Annotated in this window: 17 protein-coding genes and 1 pseudogene; 6 read left to right on the top strand and 12 right to left on the bottom strand. The window is 64.2% G+C overall.

The window, feature by feature from the left end; all coding sequences use genetic code 11:
• Nucleotides 1–26 precede the first annotated feature (26 nt).
• Nucleotides 27–1,211 (top strand): 4-hydroxybenzoate 3-monooxygenase, encoded by a 1,185-nt coding sequence (gene pobA / locus OMP44_RS08785; protein WP_280307398.1) that lies wholly within the window; start codon nucleotides 27–29, stop codon nucleotides 1,209–1,211.
• 77 nt (nucleotides 1,212–1,288) lie between these two features.
• Nucleotides 1,289–2,065 (top strand): TSUP family transporter, encoded by a 777-nt coding sequence (locus OMP44_RS08790; protein WP_017640224.1) that lies wholly within the window; start codon nucleotides 1,289–1,291, stop codon nucleotides 2,063–2,065.
• On the opposite strand, the gene nudC is transcribed toward OMP44_RS08790, so the two are convergent.
• Entirely contained in the window at nucleotides 2,033–2,860 is an 828-nt protein-coding gene (nudC, locus tag OMP44_RS08795) for an NAD(+) diphosphatase (RefSeq protein ID WP_280307399.1), read from the bottom strand. The genes OMP44_RS08790 and nudC overlap by 33 nt on opposite strands.
• A complete protein-coding gene (locus tag OMP44_RS08800; protein ID WP_273861538.1) occupies nucleotides 2,857–4,296 on the bottom strand; it encodes a FimL-related protein in 1,440 nt (479 codons plus the stop codon). Before OMP44_RS08800 ends, nudC begins: the two co-directional genes overlap by 4 nt.
• 3 nt (nucleotides 4,297–4,299) lie before the next feature.
• Here OMP44_RS08800 and OMP44_RS08805 point away from each other — a divergent pair, with 3 nt between their 5' ends.
• Complete coding sequence (locus tag OMP44_RS08805; RefSeq protein ID WP_273861537.1) at nucleotides 4,300–4,644, top strand: hypothetical protein; 345 nt, start codon at nucleotides 4,300–4,302, stop codon at nucleotides 4,642–4,644.
• Nucleotides 4,645–4,970: 326 nt separating this feature from the next.
• Here OMP44_RS08805 and dnaQ read toward each other — a convergent pair whose 3' ends face one another.
• From dnaQ to OMP44_RS08820, 3 genes are read right to left on the bottom strand one after another with little or no spacing between them, the layout of a single operon-like run.
• Complete coding sequence (gene dnaQ, locus OMP44_RS08810; protein WP_273861536.1) at nucleotides 4,971–5,705, bottom strand: DNA polymerase III subunit epsilon; 735 nt, start codon at nucleotides 5,703–5,705, stop codon at nucleotides 4,971–4,973.
• Between the two features lie 18 nt (nucleotides 5,706–5,723).
• Nucleotides 5,724–6,188, bottom strand: a complete 465-nt coding sequence (rnhA, locus tag OMP44_RS08815) for a ribonuclease HI (RefSeq protein ID WP_133861675.1) — start codon at nucleotides 6,186–6,188, stop codon at nucleotides 5,724–5,726.
• Complete coding sequence (locus OMP44_RS08820; RefSeq protein ID WP_133861674.1) at nucleotides 6,181–6,957, bottom strand: methyltransferase domain-containing protein; 777 nt, start codon at nucleotides 6,955–6,957, stop codon at nucleotides 6,181–6,183. The genes rnhA and OMP44_RS08820 overlap by 8 nt, the downstream gene beginning before the upstream one ends.
• A gap of 83 nt (nucleotides 6,958–7,040) precedes the next feature.
• On the opposite strand from OMP44_RS08820, the gene gloB reads away from it, so the two are divergent.
• The 3 genes from gloB to fabI all read left to right on the top strand — a co-directional run bounded on the left by gloB (nucleotide 7,041) and on the right by fabI (nucleotide 10,595).
• Nucleotides 7,041–7,820 (top strand): hydroxyacylglutathione hydrolase, encoded by a 780-nt coding sequence (gene gloB, locus OMP44_RS08825; protein ID WP_273861535.1) that lies wholly within the window; start codon nucleotides 7,041–7,043, stop codon nucleotides 7,818–7,820.
• 145 nt (nucleotides 7,821–7,965) lie between these two features.
• Complete coding sequence (locus OMP44_RS08830) at nucleotides 7,966–9,600, top strand: lytic transglycosylase domain-containing protein (RefSeq protein WP_187979296.1); 1,635 nt, start codon at nucleotides 7,966–7,968, stop codon at nucleotides 9,598–9,600.
• Nucleotides 9,601–9,794: 194 nt separating this feature from the next.
• Nucleotides 9,795–10,595, top strand: coding sequence for an enoyl-ACP reductase FabI (fabI, locus tag OMP44_RS08835; protein WP_042134086.1), 801 nt, complete (start codon nucleotides 9,795–9,797; stop codon nucleotides 10,593–10,595).
• 56 nt (nucleotides 10,596–10,651) lie between these two features.
• On the opposite strand, the gene OMP44_RS08840 is transcribed toward fabI, so the two are convergent.
• The 7 genes and pseudogenes from OMP44_RS08840 to OMP44_RS08865 all read right to left on the bottom strand — a co-directional run bounded on the left by OMP44_RS08840 (nucleotide 10,652) and on the right by OMP44_RS08865 (nucleotide 15,787).
• A complete protein-coding gene (locus OMP44_RS08840) occupies nucleotides 10,652–11,515 on the bottom strand; it encodes a formate/nitrite transporter family protein (protein ID WP_133861671.1) in 864 nt (287 codons plus the stop codon).
• The gene (locus OMP44_RS08845) at nucleotides 11,515–11,760 is read right to left on the bottom strand and encodes a hypothetical protein (protein ID WP_133861670.1); all 246 of its coding nucleotides are present in this window, start codon (nucleotides 11,758–11,760) and stop codon (nucleotides 11,515–11,517) included. The genes OMP44_RS08840 and OMP44_RS08845 overlap by 1 nt, the downstream gene beginning before the upstream one ends.
• Before the next feature lie 94 nt (nucleotides 11,761–11,854).
• Nucleotides 11,855–12,238: a response regulator gene (locus OMP44_RS08850; protein ID WP_085982650.1), complete on the bottom strand. Its 384-nt coding sequence runs from the start codon at nucleotides 12,236–12,238 to the stop codon at nucleotides 11,855–11,857.
• 109 nt (nucleotides 12,239–12,347) lie between these two features.
• The gene (locus OMP44_RS08855) at nucleotides 12,348–12,560 is read right to left on the bottom strand and encodes a hypothetical protein (protein ID WP_187979297.1); all 213 of its coding nucleotides are present in this window, start codon (nucleotides 12,558–12,560) and stop codon (nucleotides 12,348–12,350) included.
• A 265-nt stretch (nucleotides 12,561–12,825) separates the two neighbouring features.
• On the bottom strand, nucleotides 12,826–13,689 hold the full coding sequence (locus OMP44_RS24925) for a methyl-accepting chemotaxis protein (protein WP_423815002.1): 864 nt from the start codon (nucleotides 13,687–13,689) through the stop codon (nucleotides 12,826–12,828).
• Nucleotides 13,681–14,451: pseudogene (locus tag OMP44_RS24930) on the bottom strand (MCP four helix bundle domain-containing protein); the annotation flags it as partial. The gene OMP44_RS24925 and the pseudogene OMP44_RS24930, both read right to left, overlap by 9 nt.
• A gap of 127 nt (nucleotides 14,452–14,578) precedes the next feature.
• A complete protein-coding gene (locus OMP44_RS08865) occupies nucleotides 14,579–15,787 on the bottom strand; it encodes an OprD family porin (protein WP_280307401.1) in 1,209 nt (402 codons plus the stop codon).
• Between the last annotated feature and the right edge of the window lie 983 nt (nucleotides 15,788–16,770).

Consider the following 16,770-nt stretch of genomic DNA (forward strand, 5'->3'; position numbering starts at 1 on the left):
TCACGCCAGACAAGAGGACAGACTCCATGCGTACCCAAGTCGTCATCATCGGCGCGGGCCCATCCGGGCTGCTGCTGGGTCAACTGCTCACCCGTTCGGGCATCGACAATGTCATCGTCGAGCGCCAGAGCGCCGATCATGTCCTCAGCCGCATCCGCGCCGGCGTGCTCGAACAGGGCACGGTCGATCTGCTGCACAAGGCCGGCGTCGCCGAGCGGCTGGAACAGGAAGGCCAGGTACACGAGGGGGTCGAGTTCGCCATCCATGGCCAGCGCGAGCGGCTGGACCTGAACGATCTGCTGGGCGGACGCTGCGTCACTGTCTATGGCCAGACCGAGGTCACCCGCGACCTGATGGCCGCCCGCGAGGCCAGCGGCGCCCCTACCCTCTACCAGGCCAGCGATGTCCAGCCCCATGAGCTCAAGGGCGAGCGCCCCCATGTCACCTGCCAGGTTGCCGGTGAGACCCTGCGCATCGACTGCGATTACATCGCCGGCTGCGACGGCTTCCATGGCGTCTCGCGCCGCAGCATCCCGGACGGTGTGCTCACCGAATACGAGCGGGTCTATCCCTTCGGCTGGCTGGGACTGCTGAGCGATACCCCGCCCGCCGCCGATGAACTCATCTACGTCAACCACCCCCGCGGCTTCGCCCTGTGCAGCATGAGATCGGCGACTCGCAGCCGCTATTACCTGCAGGTGGCAGCCGGGGACTCGGTGGAGAACTGGCCGGACGAGCGCTTCTGGGCGGAACTCAAGGCCCGCTTGCCAGCCGAGACGGCGGCCCAGCTGGTGACCGGTCCGTCCCTGGAAAAGAGCATCGCCCCACTGCGCAGCTATGTGGTCGAGCCCATGCAGTACGGCCGCCTGTTCCTGGTCGGCGATGCCGCCCATATCGTCCCGCCCACTGGCGCCAAGGGGCTCAACCTGGCCCTGGGCGACGTGCGCAATCTGCATCTGCTGCTGGAGCAGGCCTATCGCACCGGCGATGCCGCCTGCCTCGAACGCTATTCGACGCTTTGCCTGAAACGCATCTGGGCGGCGGTGCGCTTTTCCTGGTGGATGACCACCGCCCTGCACCGCTTTCCGGATACCGACGCCTTCACCCAGCGGGTGCAGGACGCCGAACTCCAGGCGCTGCTCGATTCCAGAGCGGGTCGCACGACCATCGCGGAAAACTACGTCGGACTGCCCTTCCCCGCACTGGACTGACCAGGGGCGGCGACAGGTGGTGACGGCTGCGCGTCTGATGCATGATGGCGCCCCCGTTCCATCTGGCGCCCTACCCCATGCTCGAATTCGCCCTGGACCCCATGACCCTGACGCTGCTGGCGGGGGTCGCCTTTCTGGCCGGCTACATCGACGCCATCGCCGGCGGTGGTGGCCTGCTCACGGTGCCGGCCCTGCTGATGGCCGGCGTGCCGCCCCACCTGGCGATCGGCACCAACAAGCTCAGCTCCACCTTTGGCAGCGCCACCGCCGCCTACACCTTCTATAGACGCAAGCTGTTCCATCCCCGTCAGTGGCGGCATGCCCTGGTGGCTACCGCCATCGGTGCGGGGATCGGCGCCCTGGTCGCCCACCATCTTTCCGCGGACTTCCTCAATCAGCTGCTGCCGGTCGTGGTGTTCAGCTGTGCCCTCTATCTGCTGTTCGGCGGTACGCCCAAGGCGCCGGTGCTCAGCGATGCGCCCGTGCCGCAGCGGCGCCAATGGCCCCAGGGCCTGACGTTGGGCGCCTATGACGGCCTCTTCGGACCGGGCACCGGCGCCTTCTGGACCGTCAGCAGCCTGCTGCTCTACCCGCTGGACCTGCTCAAGGCCAGTGGCGTGGCCCGCACCATGAATTTCGTCAGCAACGGCGTCGCCCTGGTGATGTTCATCGCCCTGGGGCAGGTGCTCTGGGTACTGGGGCTGACCATGGGCCTGTCACTGACCCTGGGTGCCTATCTGGGCGCGCGCAGCGCCATCGCCGGCGGCGCCAAGTTCATCCGCCCGGTGTTCATCTGCGTCGTGCTGGCCTTGACCGTCAAGCTAATCTGGCAGCACTGGTTCAGCGCCGCCTAGCCGCTCGACGCGATAGCGATCGATCAGAAAGCGCGAGATGGAAAAGGCCGGCGGCAGCGTCGGCAACTCGCGCAGATGGAACCAGCGGGCGTCTTCGATTTCCTCCGGCTGGCAACAGATGTCGCCACTCAGATAATCGACGTGGTAACCCAGCATCAGGGAATGCGGATACGGCCAGTTCTGGCTGCCCTGGTAGCGCAGGTTGGTGACCGCAACGCCCACCTCTTCCATGATCTCCCGGTGCACGCAAGCTTCCGCCGACTCGCCCGGCTCGACGAAGCCCGCCAGGGTGCTGAAGACGCCGGGCGCGAAACGGGGCGATCGCGCCAGCAACACCTCATCGCCACGGGTGACCAGGGCGATCATGCTGGGCGACAGCCGTGGGTACTGGGTGAGCTGGCAATTCGGGCACTTGAGGCCGCGCTGGCCATCGAGCGCGAAGGTCCGGGTACCGCACTGGCCGCAGAAGCGATGCTGCCGCGCCCAGGTTCCGATCTGGTTGGCATAGCCCAGCAACTTGAACAGCGCATGGGGCGATTGCAGCATCAACGGCCGCAAGGGCTGCCAGAGGCAGCCATCGATATCCTCAGGCGTATCCAGTTCGAGCAGCGTGACCGGCTGCGCCTGCCACTGCCCCATCCCATGGCGCTCCCCTTCGAAGCCCTGGACGCGCGGATCATCCAGGGCGAAGAGCACCTCGGTGCCCGAGGTCAGAAACGCCTGGCCGCTGTGGACGACCAGCCAGCCACCGGAGGGCTGGGCGGCCTGGAACCAGCCAGGCTGCCAGACACTCATGCCGCAGCCGAGGTCCAGCCCAGGGCGCGAATGCTCTGCGCCGCGATATCGAGAATCTCCGGGGTGCCGTCCTGGCTCTCGGTGCCACCGCTTTCGACAAAGAACTCGATGCTGCTGAGGGCATCCGCCAGCACTTCGAGGGTCGCCGACTCGCAGGCCTGACCACCTTCGATCAGGCAGCGCTGGATGTAACCGGTACAGGCCCGCACCAGCTCGGCCGCGCGGGGATTACCCAGGAAGAACAAGGCACCGCGGACGGTATCCAGCAGCGCCGGCACGGTGGCCAGGTGCAGGGTATCGCCACGGGAATCGAGAAAGGCGCCAATGGCGCGCTTGGCGTCGGTCAGGCCCTTGTAGGCCTCCCGGTGCAGCAACGCCTGGGCCTCGCCCAGCTGATAGTTGGCGACGCTGACCTGGACACCCTCGGCTTCCAGCGGCACGTCGATCAGCGAGCCCTGCCCTTCGGGCTGGCCCAGCAGGCTTTCCACCAGCAACAGAGCATCGGCCAGGGGCGCCAGGTCCTCCAGCACGACCGTCCGGTCGCGGAACTGGGAGATATTGGGCAGGCACTGCTGCAGCACCTGACCGGCGTTCTCCTGCCCGACCATCTCCAGGGTCTTGCCCAGCAGGCCGACCTGGACATACAGCCGGGAGAAATTATCGGAGCGAGGCAGGCGATTCTGCTCGGCGCCGGTGCGCAACTCGGCCTCGATGAGGTCGATCAGGTCCTTGACCGTCTCCACCTCTTCGCGGATCGCCGCGGACAGCGAATGCATCACCGCATGACCGGGACCGGCGAGCCGCTTCTTGCCGGCTTCGAGCTGGGCATCGGTAAAGCCGAGTCGCTCGAAGCCGTAGGCGTTCATGACCTCTTGCGGATGGGCGCCTTCGACACCGGCCAGCGCCAGCAGATAGAGCAGCTCCTTGAGGGTGCTGCGGGCCGGCTCGTGCAGCTCGTTGCCCAGCATCTGGCGCAGTTCGCGATCGACCCGGGCGAACAATTGTTTGCGTTCACGGGTGGCCGTCAGGCGGCCCTGAGCGAAGCCCTCGACCGTGGCCGCGGCGACCCAGGGCAGGTAGCCGCCGACATGATCGTGCAGCAGCGCCGCGGAGCGCTCCAGCGCCCTGGCCATGAGCCTGAGGCTGGCCACGCCATTGACGTCGCGCAGGAAACCCAGCAGGCCGACCTGGTACATCTGACGCATCCGGCGCGCCTGGGCCTGACGCTCACGCACGCCAAGACTGGTGGTCTCGCTGATCAGGGGACGCTGATCGAGGCGGACACTGAAGAAATAACTTTCCGGGAGTTCGGGTTCGCCGCCAGCGAGTCGCAGGGCGTTGATCGCCGGCAGCAGCAGCTCGGGCATCTCGTCCTGACCGCTACGAAGCTGTTCGAGATAGCGGCGCAGCACATGCAGTCCACGACAGATCGCCATGAGATGCTCGTCATGTTCGGCACCGGCGCCGGCAGGAATGTCGTTGGCGATCTGCAGCGTCTGATGGGCGAGCAACTGGGCGCCAGTCAGCTCTATCAGCGTGAGGGCGCCACGAATCTGGCCGATGCTCTCGACCGCGCGCTGCAACAGGCTGCTGCAGTGCCGTTCGACAATGAATCGCTCGAGATGGGATTCAGCTTCCTCGATGGTCGCGAACAGCTGTTCGCGGACCAAGCTCAAAGCTCTTGCTCCGGTCACCATGGTGCCTTACGCCTCCTGCGCCATTACAACCTCGCCAACGCCATTTTAAAACGGGAAAAAAGGCTTGCTATTCCAACTGGAGCCTAGGTACCTGCGTCTTCCTGACCGGGTCACACTAATCATTCCAGGCGGACGGGTATGGGACTACTCGCCACGCCAAAGAACCTTGCTCTGGAACGCTAGACCTGTAAATCCACAACAGCGAAGCGATAATTCCGAATCGTCATATGATTTTGAGGAACAAATAAAGTTCCGCGCAATTCGAAATTCGAGGCTTCATGCGGGCTCAAATGACCAGCCTGCAGCATCTTAGTTGAACAATAGCTGAAAATTGTGAGGTCTTTCAGCTTATTCAGACGAACGCGAACGCCCGCTCCCGGACCGAGCGGGCGTCCGGCGAGCGCTGAAAGGCGCTATTCGGCGTCGGCGCCGGCCAGCCAAAGGGGGGTCCGGCCGCAGCTCTTTTCGATGGCCGCCATGCGCGCCGCATGGGCATCGAGATCGGTGCTGGTCGCGCTGATCACCCGTGTCCGCGGGCGATCGGCCGGCAACCGCCTGATCGGCATGACGTAATTGCCGTCACCATTGCCTTCCTGGCCGTGGGCGGCCAGCGACAGGCTGGTCTGGCCACCGGTCATGGCCAGGTAGACGTCCGCGAGGATCTCGGCGTCCAGCAGGGCGCCATGCAGCTCGCGGTTGGAGTTGTCTACGCCATAGCGCTTGCAGAGGGCATCCAGGCTGTTGCGCTGGCCGGGATGCCGGCCGCGGGCCATGACCAGGGTGTCGAGCACCGAGCAGTGCTGGGAGATGTCGGCGCGCTCGGGATGGACACCCAGCCGGGCGAACTCCATGTTGATGAAGCCCACGTCGAAGGGCGCGTTGTGGATGACCAGCTCGGCACCTTCGATGAACTCGAAGAAGCTGTCGGCGATCTCGGCGAAGCGCGGCTTGTCGGCGACGTAATCATCGGTGATGCCGTGGACCGCGATGGCGCCCTCGTCGATCTGCCGATCCGGGTTGAGGTAGACATGGAAATGCCGCCCGGTCAGGCGCCGGCCGACGACCTCGACCCCGCCGATCTCGATGACCCTATGGCCATCGGTCACCGGCATGCCGGTGGTTTCGGTATCCAGAACTACGTATCTCATCGCTAACCTCTTGCCTGGTTACGCCTTGGCGGCCTGCTTGGCCTGCCGGACGTCGTCGACACCGCGGTTGGCCAACTGGTCGGCTCGCTCGTTCTCGGGGTGGCCGGTGTGGCCGCGCACCCAGCGCCACTCGACCTGGTGGCGCTGAACCTGTTCGTCCAGGGCCTGCCACAACTCGGCGTTCTTCACCGGCTGGCGCGCGGCGGTCTGCCAGCCCCGCTTCTTCCAGTTCACCAGCCACTGGGTGATGCCCTTCATCACGTACTCGGAGTCGGTGGTCAGGCGGATCTGGCAGGGGCGCTTGAGCGCCGCCAGGGCCTGGATGGCCGCCATCAACTCCATGCGATTGTTGGTGGTGTTGGCTTCGCCGCCCCAGAGCTCTCGCTCCGCACCCTTGAACTTCAGCAAGGCGCCCCAGCCACCGGGGCCGGGATTGCCCTTGCAGGCGCCGTCGGTAAAGACCTCGACGATGTCGTCACTCATTGGATTCACTCGATTCGCGGCGGCTGATCTTGGCCACCGGCATGGGCACCAGCTTGCCGCGCGGTTCCTTGCGCGCCTGGGGCACGGGGCGCAGGCCGAACATCAGCTTGCGCGCCGACAGCAGATAGAAGCCCGCGCCCGCTGCCTGCTCGCAGTTGGGTTCGGCTTCACCCTGCTCCATCCAGGCCAGCCGCTGCTGCCACTTGGGGGATGAAAGCGGCGGACGATAACACCCGAAGCGCCGTTTCTCCAGCGCGAAGCCCAGCACCGACAGCCAGTCGCCGACCCGGCTGGGGCCGAAACAACGGGCCTTGCGCAGGGCATCCCGAGCCAGGTAATGGCGCACGCCCCAGAGACTCCAGGGATTGATGCCCACCACCACCAGGTGCCCGCCCGGGCGCACGCTCAGTGCCGCTTCACGCAACAGCCGATGCGGCGCCAGGGAGAAATCCAGACCGTGCTGCAACAGGACAACGTCGGCCGCGTGCTCGCCCAGGGGCCAGGCACCCTCTTCGCAGACAATGTCCACATCACCCAGCGGCGGCCCTATGCGCACCGCATGGCGGAGCTGACCGCAATTGGCCGGCGCCTCGGGGTGCGGACCGTAATGGATCAGGTAACTGCCGAAGTGACGCTTGAGCTCTTCGTCGATCAGCACGCGCTCCTGCTCCAGCAGCAGTTGGCCCAGTGGACCGGCCAGCCAATCCCGCGCCGAGCTCATCAGCCTCAGCCAGCGCGGATCGACCTGGGCGGAGAATTCATCGTGCATCGTCTGGTCCTCTCATATTGAAGCCTTAGCCCTACCACCCACTGCTACCCTAGGGGCCTGCAGTCCGACCAGAGAGCTCGTCCATGTTCGACATTCTTCCGCTGCCCGCTTTCAACGATAACTACATCTGGCTGATCAAGGACGCCGCGACAAGACAGGCGGTCGTGGTCGATCCGGGCGATGCCGCCCCCGTCCTGGCCTGGCTCGATGCCAATCCGGACTGGCGCCTGACCGATATCCTGATCACCCACCACCATAACGACCACACCGGTGGCATCACTGCGCTCAAGCAGCGCAGCGGCGCCCGGGTCAGTGCGCCGGCTGACGAACGCATCGCCGCGGTCGACCTCCCCCTGGCGGACGGCCAGCGCCTGGAGGTGCTGGGCGTTCCCTTCGAGGTCCTGCGGGTGCCCGGCCATACCGCCGGCCACATCGCCTTCCATGTCGCGGGTGAGCGACCCCTGCTGTTCAGCGGCGATACCCTCTTCTCGGCCGGCTGCGGCCGGCTCTTCGAAGGTACGCCCAGCCAGATGCTGACCTCCCTGCAACGCCTGGCCAGCCTGCCGGACGCCACCGAAATCTACTGCGGCCACGAATACACCCTCAGCAACCTGCGCTTCGCCCAGGCGGTAGAACCGGAAAACCCCGCGGTGCAGCAGGCCCTGACCGCGACGCAGCAGCTGCGGGAGGCCCAGCGTCCCACCCTGCCCTCCAGCCTGGGCCGCGAACGCCGCATCAATCCCTTCCTGCGTACCGCCGAAAGCAGCGTACGTCTGCGTTTGCAAGAGGAGCGCGGGGTGGCGGCAGATGCGCCGGAGGATACCTATTTCGCGGCCTTGAGAGGCTGGAAGGACACGTTCTGACACCTATTGCCCAGACCCCTTCAGCACGCTGTAAGCCAGGGCTTACGGTCGTCGTACAGGTCACAGGCCAAGGGCTTGTTCCTTGACCCCCCGGGATGCGGTTCCTAGAATCGCCCATCCTCCAGCTCCCGGAAAGCCCAGACCGATGCCGCCAGCGACGCCGAAAACCCGCGAACCAGACGTGCTGGCCACCTCCTTCAAAGTCTCGGCGCTCTGCCTCGCCGTCTTCCTCGCCGGCTGCCAGAGCAATCAGCAGCCAGACAATCGTGCCTATCAGGCCGATCTGCACATGACGCAAAGCAAGATGCAGCGTCCGCCGGAATGGCTGCGCAAGGCACCGACCGCGGCGGCCACCAGCGGCGACATCTGGGACCGGGTGCGGGACGGCTATCAGCTCCAGGGGGCCGGCGATAACGGCACCAACCCGCGCATCGATCGTCAGCGCCTCTGGTACGCCAGCCACGAAGCTGCCCTCGCGCAGTCCTGCAGCCGCGGCGCGCCCTATCTGCATTACATCGTCGAGCGCCTGGAAGAACGCAACATGCCGCTGGAACTGGCCCTGCTGCCGGTGGTGGAAAGCTCTTTCAATCCCAACGCCCTCTCGCGCAGCGCCGCCTCCGGTCTGTGGCAGTTCATCCCCACCACCGGCAAGTATTTCAATCTGCGCCAGACCCGCTTCTATGACGGTCGCCGCGACATCACCGCCTCGACCAACGCCGCCCTGGACTACCTGAGCAAGCTGCACGACATGTTCGGTGGCGACTGGCTGCTGGCCCTGGCTGCCTACAATGCCGGCGAAGGCACGGTCAGCCGCGCCATCGAGCGCAACCAGTCGCTCGGCCTGCCCACCGACTACTGGAATCTGTCGTCGCTGCCGCCGGAAACCCAGGACTACGTGCCCAAGCTGCTCGCCGTCTCCCAGATCGTACGCAATCCGGACGCCTACGGCCTGGCCCTGGAATCCATCCCGGACGAGCCCTATTTCGAAGTCGTGGACATCAAGCAGCACCTGGATCTGGCCCGAGTGGCGGAACTTGCGGATCTGGATGCCAACGAACTCTATCGCCTGAATCCCGCCTACACCCAGCGCGTGACAATGGACGGCCCCAAGCATCTGCTGGTGCCGGCGGAAAAAGCCAAGCGCCTGGTCGCGACCCTGCCCAACATCGCCTCCGATGCCGTGGTGCAGTGGCAGGAATACCAGGTGCGCCGCGGCGATACCATGCGCAGCGTGGCCAAGCGTAATCGTGTGAGCGTCGAGCAACTCGCCGCGCTCAACAAGCTCAGCAGCAGCAGCCGCCTGTCCGCTGGCCGGGAATTGATGATCCCGCGGCGCGAGACCGGCAAGACCACGACGCCCCTGGAAACCATCGCCGTGGCCGAAGAACCCGTGGTGCGCACCTACCGGGTGCGCACTGGCGACAGCCTCTGGTCCATCGCTCGGGCCAACGAGGTGGAACTGGGTGACCTCAAGCGCTGGAATGATCTCGGCAAGCGTGGCCTCAAGGTCGGCGAGACGCTGAAGCTGCATGGCACGGGCAGCAGCACCGCCACGGCCGTGGCGATGCCGGCCTCCTATACCGTCAAGACCACCAAGCCGGCGGTAAAGACGGCCAAAACGACCAAGGCCGCCCCCACCTACTATCGGGTCAAGGCCGGCGATTCCCTCTATCAGATCGCCAAGCGCTACAACATCGGCGTGCAGGCGCTGCAGGACTGGAATCCGCGCAGCGCTTCCGCCCTGACCCCTGGTCAGACCCTGACGCTGTTCCTCAACTGAGGCGCGACCGCGCACCGCAGCGGTCAACCAGCGCTTTTGTCCCGGGTATCGACCTGCTACCTTACCGCCCCACCCGTGCCTGACCCCTAGCGGAGCCAGGCCAAGATCTCGCTCTGACCTGCGCAGAGCCCTGCCCAACCCGGACCTCAGCCCCTGGCTGCTGCCCGGGATTCAACACAGAAGAGGAAAAAACCATGGGATTTCTCGCCGGTAAGCGCGTTCTCATCGTCGGCGTCGCCAGCAAGCTGTCCATCGCCTCCGGCATCGCCGCGGCCATGCACCGCGAAGGCGCCGAGCTGGCCTTCACCTACCAGAACGAGAAGCTCAAGGGTCGCGTCGAAGAATTCGCCGCCGGCTGGGGTTCCAATCCCGAGCTGTGCTTCCCCTGCGACGTTGCCGACGACGCCCAGATCGAAGCCGTGTTCGCCGCGCTGGCGAAGAAGTGGGATGGCCTGGATTGCATCGTCCACTCGGTCGGCTTCGCCCCCGGCGACCAGCTGGACGGCGACTTCACCGCCGTGACCACCCGTGACGGCTTCAAGATCGCCCACGACATCAGCGCCTACAGCTTCGTCGCCCTGGCCAAGGCCGGTCGCGAGATGATGCGCGGCCGCAACGGCAGCCTGCTGACCCTGTCCTACCTGGGCGCCGAGCGCACCATGCCGAACTACAACGTCATGGGCATGGCCAAGGCCAGCCTCGAAGCCGGCGTCCGTTACCTGGCCGGCAGCCTCGGCCCGGAAGGCACCCGCGTCAACGCCGTGTCCGCCGGTCCCATCCGCACCCTGGCCGCATCGGGCATCAAGAGCTTCCGCAAGATGCTGGCCGCCAACGAACGTCAGACGCCCCTGCGTCGCAACGTGACCATCGACGAAGTCGGCAACGCCGGTGCCTTCCTCTGCTCCGACCTGGCATCGGGCATCAGCGGCGAGATCCTCTATGTCGACGGCGGCTTCAACACTACCGCCATGGGTCAGCTCAACGACGACGAGTGATCGAAGCAGCTACCTGATCACCGCGAAGGGCCGGCAATTTGCCGGCCCTTCCGCTTTCAGGTGTCGCTGCGCACCTGGGCATGGCTGATCAGCGCGAAGATCAGACTGCCCCCGACGATGTTGCCGGCCAGGGTCGGCCCGGCGAAGGTCAGCCAGAAATCGCCCCAGCTCGCCTCTCCGGCGAACACCAGGTAAGCCACCTCCAGACTGCCGACCACGATGTGAGTGAAGTCCCCCAGGGCCATCAGGTAGGTGATGAGCACGATGATCCAGATCCTGGCGTGCTCTGCAGCGGGCAGCATCCAGACCATGGTGGCGATCATCCAGCCGGACACGATGCCCTTGGCGAACATCGCCGAGGCATCGTTCTCCATCACCTTGGTACCGATTTTCAGAAAAGCGGCGTCGGCCTTGGCATCGAACAGCGGCAGATTGAGGATCACGTAGGCGACCAGGATGGTCCCGATGAGATTGCCCACCAGTACCACACCCCACAGCCGCCCCAGGCGACCGAAATTGTGCAGCGTGGGTTCGCTCATCACCGGCAGTACCGCCGTCAGGGTGTTTTCGGTAAACAGCTGCTGACGCGCCAGGATCACCGCCAGAAAGCCAGCCGAATAACCGAAGCTGGCGATGGCCTTGCTGTAGCCACCCTCGGGCAGATTGGCATTGAGTAGCCCCATCGCCATCAACGACAGACCCATGGTCAGGCCGGCGGCCAGCGCCGACCAGAACAGCGCCGCGATCGTTCGTTCGAGTTCGTGATCACCCTGGGTACGGATGATCTCGTGCAGCACCACGGCGCGTGGCAGCTGGTTCTCGTCGACGTCCTCTTCTTCCTCGCGACTCAGTTCAGGGTCGTCCGGACCGGATTCATGCCGCTGTCGGGGTTCTTCGCCCTGTTCCTGGTCTCTCTTCATCAGACGGCCCGCTCGTCCCAGAGGAGTTCATCGTCGTCGCCGATCTCGGTCACGCGATTGAGCGCGGCATCGGCGGCCTCCTCCGCCTCGGAGGCCAGATCGAAATGACGCTCGGTGGCGACCTTGTGAAAGGTCGGATGGGCATCCTCGCGCCGCGCCTTGACGGCGATGACCGCTTCGAAACCCTGTTCAGCCGGAACGGCGGAGGAAATCGCTTCGTGATGATTGAAATGCTTGATAGCCATGGGCGCCGGTATCTCCAACCTGAGGCGACCGGAGTGGTCGCACCTGACAGATAGACTGTGCCGGCGGAAAAACGATCTGTGGCGAGGGAGCGGATCAGGCGCCGAGCAGCTTCTGCACCTGCAGGTGGAGACGCTCGAGGGAGAATGGCTTGGTCAGCAAGGGGACCTTGCCCAGCAACGGCGAGCCGGTATCGATGATTTCGGCTGGATAGCCACTGATGAAGAGCACCTTGAGATCGGGGCGCAACTTGAGCGCGGGCTCGGCGATCATCACGCCAGAGACGTCGTCGGGAAGGCGGAAGTCGGTGATCAGCAGATCCAGGCGTGGCCGACCGGCCAGGATGCGAAAGGCTTCGAGTGACGAGGGCGCCTGCAGGACGGTGTAACCCAGTTCGGAAAGATAATCCGCCAGAATCATCAAAATCTGCGGCTCATCCTCGACGACCAGGACAACCTTGCTCTGTTCCGCACTCACCATCTGACCCCTGTACCCACACGCTCGGCCCCCTTGGACACAAGAGGCCTGCAAAGTTCCATTCTAGACGCAGATTTAGGGGGCGCCAGACGTGCCGGCGACCCCCTGGACATTACTGCTGTTGCTTCTGGCCTTGCTCGTTGAGCGTGGTCTTGCCGGCGCCGGTCGCGGCGCCTGCACCTTCACCGGTCTTCTGACCAGCCGGGGTGCCCATACCAGCGCTGTTGGCCTTTGGCGGATTGCCTGCACTTTCGGTGGCGAAAGCAGCGCCACTGGCAGCGATCAGACCAGCAAACATCAAGGCAGAGATTTTCTTCGCGTTCATGGTAGGACTCCGGGTTGATTGGACACTGTTTAGGCAGGCCAAGCGCCGATTCGTTCTCTACCCGATGCCAGAGGCGATGTAACGGAATACTAAAGACTGTCGGGCGGGCATTCCAGCGGCGAGCAGGCGTGCCCGCCCAGCGCAGTCGCACGGGCGAATGCCCCAGAGCCCTTGTTAGTCTTTCTATTGCCGCGACGAACCTGGAGCCAGTCGCAAAGGACGCCTTCCCGCCGCCGCGTGGCGAGAAGGCCTCAAGGCCCTCCTCCTAGACGGCGAATTCGCGAACCACGCGATTCAATCCGCTGGCCAGCCTGGAGACCTCGGCGCTGGCGCTGGCGGTCTGGGTGGCGCCGGTCGCGCTCTGGGTGGCCAGGTCGCGGATACTGGTGATGTTGCGATCGATCTCCCGCGCCACCTGCGCCTGCTCTTCAGCGGCGGTGGCGATGACCGCATTGCGATCGTTGATCTGGGAGATGGATTCGGCGATCTGCTCCAGGGATACATTGGCCAGCTGGGCGACCGAGGTGGATTCACCGGCCAGCTGCTGACTCTCGGCCATGGCCCTGACGGCCTGGGATGAATCATTCTGGATGGCGCCGATCATTTGCTCGATCTCGCGAGTCGACTGCTGGGTACGATGGGCCAGTGCCCGTACCTCGTCGGCGACCACGGCGAAGCCCCGGCCCTGCTCACCCGCCCGGGCCGCCTCGATGGCAGCGTTCAGCGCCAGCAGGTTGGTCTGTTCGGCGATGGCGCGAATGACCTCGACCACGGCGTTGATGTCCTGGGCGCGGGACGACAGGGCCTGGATCTGCTCGCTGGTGCTGGCCACGTTCTGCGCCAGCGCCTCGATCGACTGCACCGTGCGGGTGACCTTGTCCAGACCGTCGCTGGTCAGGTTCTGGGTATGCAGCGAGGTGCTGGCCGCATCGGCGGCGTTGCGCGCGACCTCCTCCACCGCCGAACTCATCTCGGTGACGGCACTGGCAGCCTGGTTGACCTCGTCGTTCTGCCGCACATAGCCGCGGCTGGCTTCGTCGATCACCGCGGTCATCTCTTCCGCGGCGGAGGCCAGCTGGGTCGAGCTGTCGCCGAGGTGGGAAACGGTGTCGCGCAGATTGCCCTGCATCTGGGCCAGGGCCTGCAGCATGCCCGCCGCCTCGTCGCGACCGACCACGGTGATCCGCTCGGTAAGGTCCTTGCGGGCGATCCGCTGGGCAATGCGCAAGGCCTCACCCACCGGCAGGGTGATGCTGCGGATCAGCAGAGCCGCAAGCACGACGGTGGCCGCTATGGTCAGGCCGATCAGCCCATAGACCCAGAACAGGCCGTTGGCATAGGTGGCGCTCGCCGCCTGCCCCGCAGCCTGGGCACCGCGCTCGTTGAAGGCGCTCAGTTCGGCAATGGTCTTTTCCAGCGCGTTGGTGAGCGGACGGATCGAGGTGTTGATCTGGACGATGGCGCCTTCGTTGTCACCCGCGCGCAGCTTGGGCTCGAAGGCATCCAGCAGGGTCCGGTAGCTCTCGGCGCCCTTGACCACGGCGCCGTACAACTCGCGGTCTTCAGCGTTGGCCAGGGTCTTTTCGTAGGCCTTGACCGCCGTGAAGAAGGCATCGCGATAACCGGGAAAGGCCGCGACCGTCTGGGCGCGCAGCTGCGGATCCGGTGTGGTGGTGGCCCTGAGACTTTCCAGGCGCAGCCGCAGCAATCCGCCACTCATCTTCGCCGCCAGCTGGTTGCCCGGCAGCCAGTTGGTCTCCACTTCCTGCTCCGCCTCGAAGAGCTTGCCCATCTGCACCACGGCGACGCCACCGAGGGCGAAGACGATCAGGACGATGACGGAAAAGAACAGCACGGCGCGGGGCGCGACGTTGAGGCTGCGAAGACTCATGAGGGTTATCCCTAATAAAATGACTATTAGGGCTATCGGCGCAGCGGGGCCCGCTTAAGCCAGCGACGACGGACGGCCGCGAACCGCTTGCCAGCGGTCGCGGCGTCCATTGGGGATTACGCGAGCGTCAGAGCAATTGCAGCGGATAGTCGAGGATGACCCGCAGCTGATTGACCGAACCGCCGGTGGACGGCGAGCCGTGGTGCCAGGCCTGGCGGACCCGGATCGACAGTCCTTTGGCCGCTCCCGCTTGCAGGACGTAGCGACCCTCCAGGTCGACTTCCCGCTCGTGATCGTCTGCGCCGTAGAGCCCACGATAGGCGCTGTTGACCGGCAGCTCGCGGCCATCGATACCGGAGCCCTCGAGGTAGCGGGTCATCAGGCTGAGGCCCGGCACGCCGAGCGTCTTGAAGCTGAGATCGTAGCGCGCTTGCCAGGAGCGTTCGCCAGGGGCATTGAAGTCGGAGAGCATCACGGCGTTGCCCAGGAGGATACCGCCACCGAGGCGATCGTTGTCGCCCAGGGCCACGTAGTCGAACGGCGTATCCCCATCGATCTGCTGCCAGCCCAGCGTGAAGGTGTGAGGTCCCTGGCTGAAGGCAGCGGCGAGGCTATAGGACGTATTGTCGATCGGGCCAGCCTTGGCCGCTCCGGTATCCCGTGTGTGATAGAGATTGGCATCGAAGGTGAGTGCCTGGGTGCTGGACAGCGCCCTTACCAGATTCAGGTTGCCGTAGTACTGGTTCCAGATGTCATCCAGCTGCGCCGCATAGAGCGACAGGCTGACCCCCTTGACCGGGCTGTACTTGCCACCGGCGAAATCGATGTGATCGGCGCGCTGCCGCGCGTATCCGGCCCAGAGATCGCCATCGCGGTTAGTGCTGACCTGATCGGTGGAAGAGGTGAAATGCCCTGCTTCCAGCAACAGATCCGCCATGTCGCTACTGAGCACGCTCCACCCCGTGGCGGTCTGCGGCAGCAGGCGACTGGTGCTGATGGCGAAGACCGGCGCCGTGGGCGCCTGTTGACCATAGCGCACCACGGTATTGCCCAGCCGCAGCTTCAGCGCAGCACCGGCACGGGAATATTCATCAGCCGGCTCATTCCCGGCATGAACAGGCAAGTTACCGGTGCCACGGCGTCCGGGGCCGCCATCGAGCTTGAGGCCCAGATAGCCGAAGGCATCGACCCCAATACCCACGGGACCCGGTGTGAACCCTGACTGATAGTCCAGCAGGAAACCCTGGGTCCAGTCTTCCTGATTCGCCCGTCCGTTGGCGCGGTCACTGTTGAAGTAGAAGTTGCGTACCGTCAGCGCCAGTTTGCTGTCGTCCACCAAGCCCTCCGCGAAGGCTGCATTGCAGCCAAGCAGCAGCGTACAGCCGCCCACCACCCCAAACGTCCAGCGGCCGAGGAGTCGGCTGAAACTGGTCAAATGGGTATTGGATATCGCTCCTTTCTGATTACGCGTGCTTTGCATAACTTCCCCTATTCATTGTCGGCGACTACTAGTGGTTGAAGACGCGCAGCCAGACGCGCACCGGACAGCAGAGCCGCACCGGCGTGGCTTGAAATGCGCGTTGAAGAGAGCCCGCACTCCCCAGTACGGGCTCTGAAATCAGGTCATAGTGCTGGCGAATCGACTACCAGAAAGAAAACAAAGCGGACATAGGAGTTACTCGATCTCTTAATTTTCGAAAACAACGGACTTGCAAGCCTGCCTGTTCAATCTTTCGATATAACTCACTGCCACGCCGAAACTAGCCGGATAAAACCGCTGGAACTCTCACACACAGACAAAGAGGTAGAAATCAGTCGTCACATGAACTTCGCGGGCAGCCTCTACTTACGTGCAGACACTGCCGCGCAATCGACTAGTGCAGTCGATTGGCAGCAAGGGCACGTCGACACGGGATGCGTAATGCTGCTTTTTCCTATCGCCAGGCGTCAAGGTTTACGGCGTCTTTTCACCTAAAATTCAAATTTGGATATTTAAGTTATTAAGGTTTTTTACCGCAGCTCACCTCCTATATCTCCAATAGAAATCGAGCGCCTACTATAAAAAGACGGACATATTATAAGAATTTTCTAGCGCGATTCACGAAGCCCACGCCTTGTCCCTCATCTAACAGATACAGACGGAAAAACATCGATCCCATCGCTCAGTGCGCCAAGCTCAGGAAGTTTCGACTCAGGAGCTGTGCAAGTTTGCTTGGCCAACCCAGGATCTCTTTCTAACCAGTCCAAAAATCACTACCAAGAATTCTTGGTAAAGTAATACCAAGTTGAAACCTGCCGCTTTCGGAGCAGGGCCTGGAT

The sequence above is a fragment of the Pseudomonas flavocrustae genome, assembly GCF_029872515.1.
Taxonomy (GTDB): Bacteria; Pseudomonadota; Gammaproteobacteria; order Pseudomonadales; family Pseudomonadaceae; genus Chryseomonas; species Chryseomonas aestiva.

Coding starts and splice junctions, on each gene's coding strand:
- pobA (WP_280307398.1), top strand. CDS start 27: ATGCGTACCCAAGTCGTCATCATCGGCGCGGGCCCATCCGGGCTGCTG.
- OMP44_RS08790 (WP_017640224.1), top strand. CDS start 1,289: ATGCTCGAATTCGCCCTGGACCCCATGACCCTGACGCTGCTGGCGGGG.
- nudC (WP_280307399.1), bottom strand. CDS start 2,860: ATGAGTGTCTGGCAGCCTGGCTGGTTCCAGGCCGCCCAGCCCTCCGGT.
- OMP44_RS08800 (WP_273861538.1), bottom strand. CDS start 4,296: ATGGCGATCTGTCGTGGACTGCATGTGCTGCGCCGCTATCTCGAACAG.
- OMP44_RS08805 (WP_273861537.1), top strand. CDS start 4,300: ATGCTCGTCATGTTCGGCACCGGCGCCGGCAGGAATGTCGTTGGCGAT.
- dnaQ (WP_273861536.1), bottom strand. CDS start 5,705: ATGAGATACGTAGTTCTGGATACCGAAACCACCGGCATGCCGGTGACC.
- rnhA (WP_133861675.1), bottom strand. CDS start 6,188: ATGAGTGACGACATCGTCGAGGTCTTTACCGACGGCGCCTGCAAGGGC.
- OMP44_RS08820 (WP_133861674.1), bottom strand. CDS start 6,957: ATGCACGATGAATTCTCCGCCCAGGTCGATCCGCGCTGGCTGAGGCTG.
- gloB (WP_273861535.1), top strand. CDS start 7,041: ATGTTCGACATTCTTCCGCTGCCCGCTTTCAACGATAACTACATCTGG.
- OMP44_RS08830 (WP_187979296.1), top strand. CDS start 7,966: ATGCCGCCAGCGACGCCGAAAACCCGCGAACCAGACGTGCTGGCCACC.
- fabI (WP_042134086.1), top strand. CDS start 9,795: ATGGGATTTCTCGCCGGTAAGCGCGTTCTCATCGTCGGCGTCGCCAGC.
- OMP44_RS08840 (WP_133861671.1), bottom strand. CDS start 11,515: ATGAAGAGAGACCAGGAACAGGGCGAAGAACCCCGACAGCGGCATGAA.
- OMP44_RS08845 (WP_133861670.1), bottom strand. CDS start 11,760: ATGGCTATCAAGCATTTCAATCATCACGAAGCGATTTCCTCCGCCGTT.
- OMP44_RS08850 (WP_085982650.1), bottom strand. CDS start 12,238: ATGGTGAGTGCGGAACAGAGCAAGGTTGTCCTGGTCGTCGAGGATGAG.
- OMP44_RS08855 (WP_187979297.1), bottom strand. CDS start 12,560: ATGAACGCGAAGAAAATCTCTGCCTTGATGTTTGCTGGTCTGATCGCT.
- OMP44_RS24925 (WP_423815002.1), bottom strand. CDS start 13,689: ATGCAGGGCAATCTGCGCGACACCGTTTCCCACCTCGGCGACAGCTCG.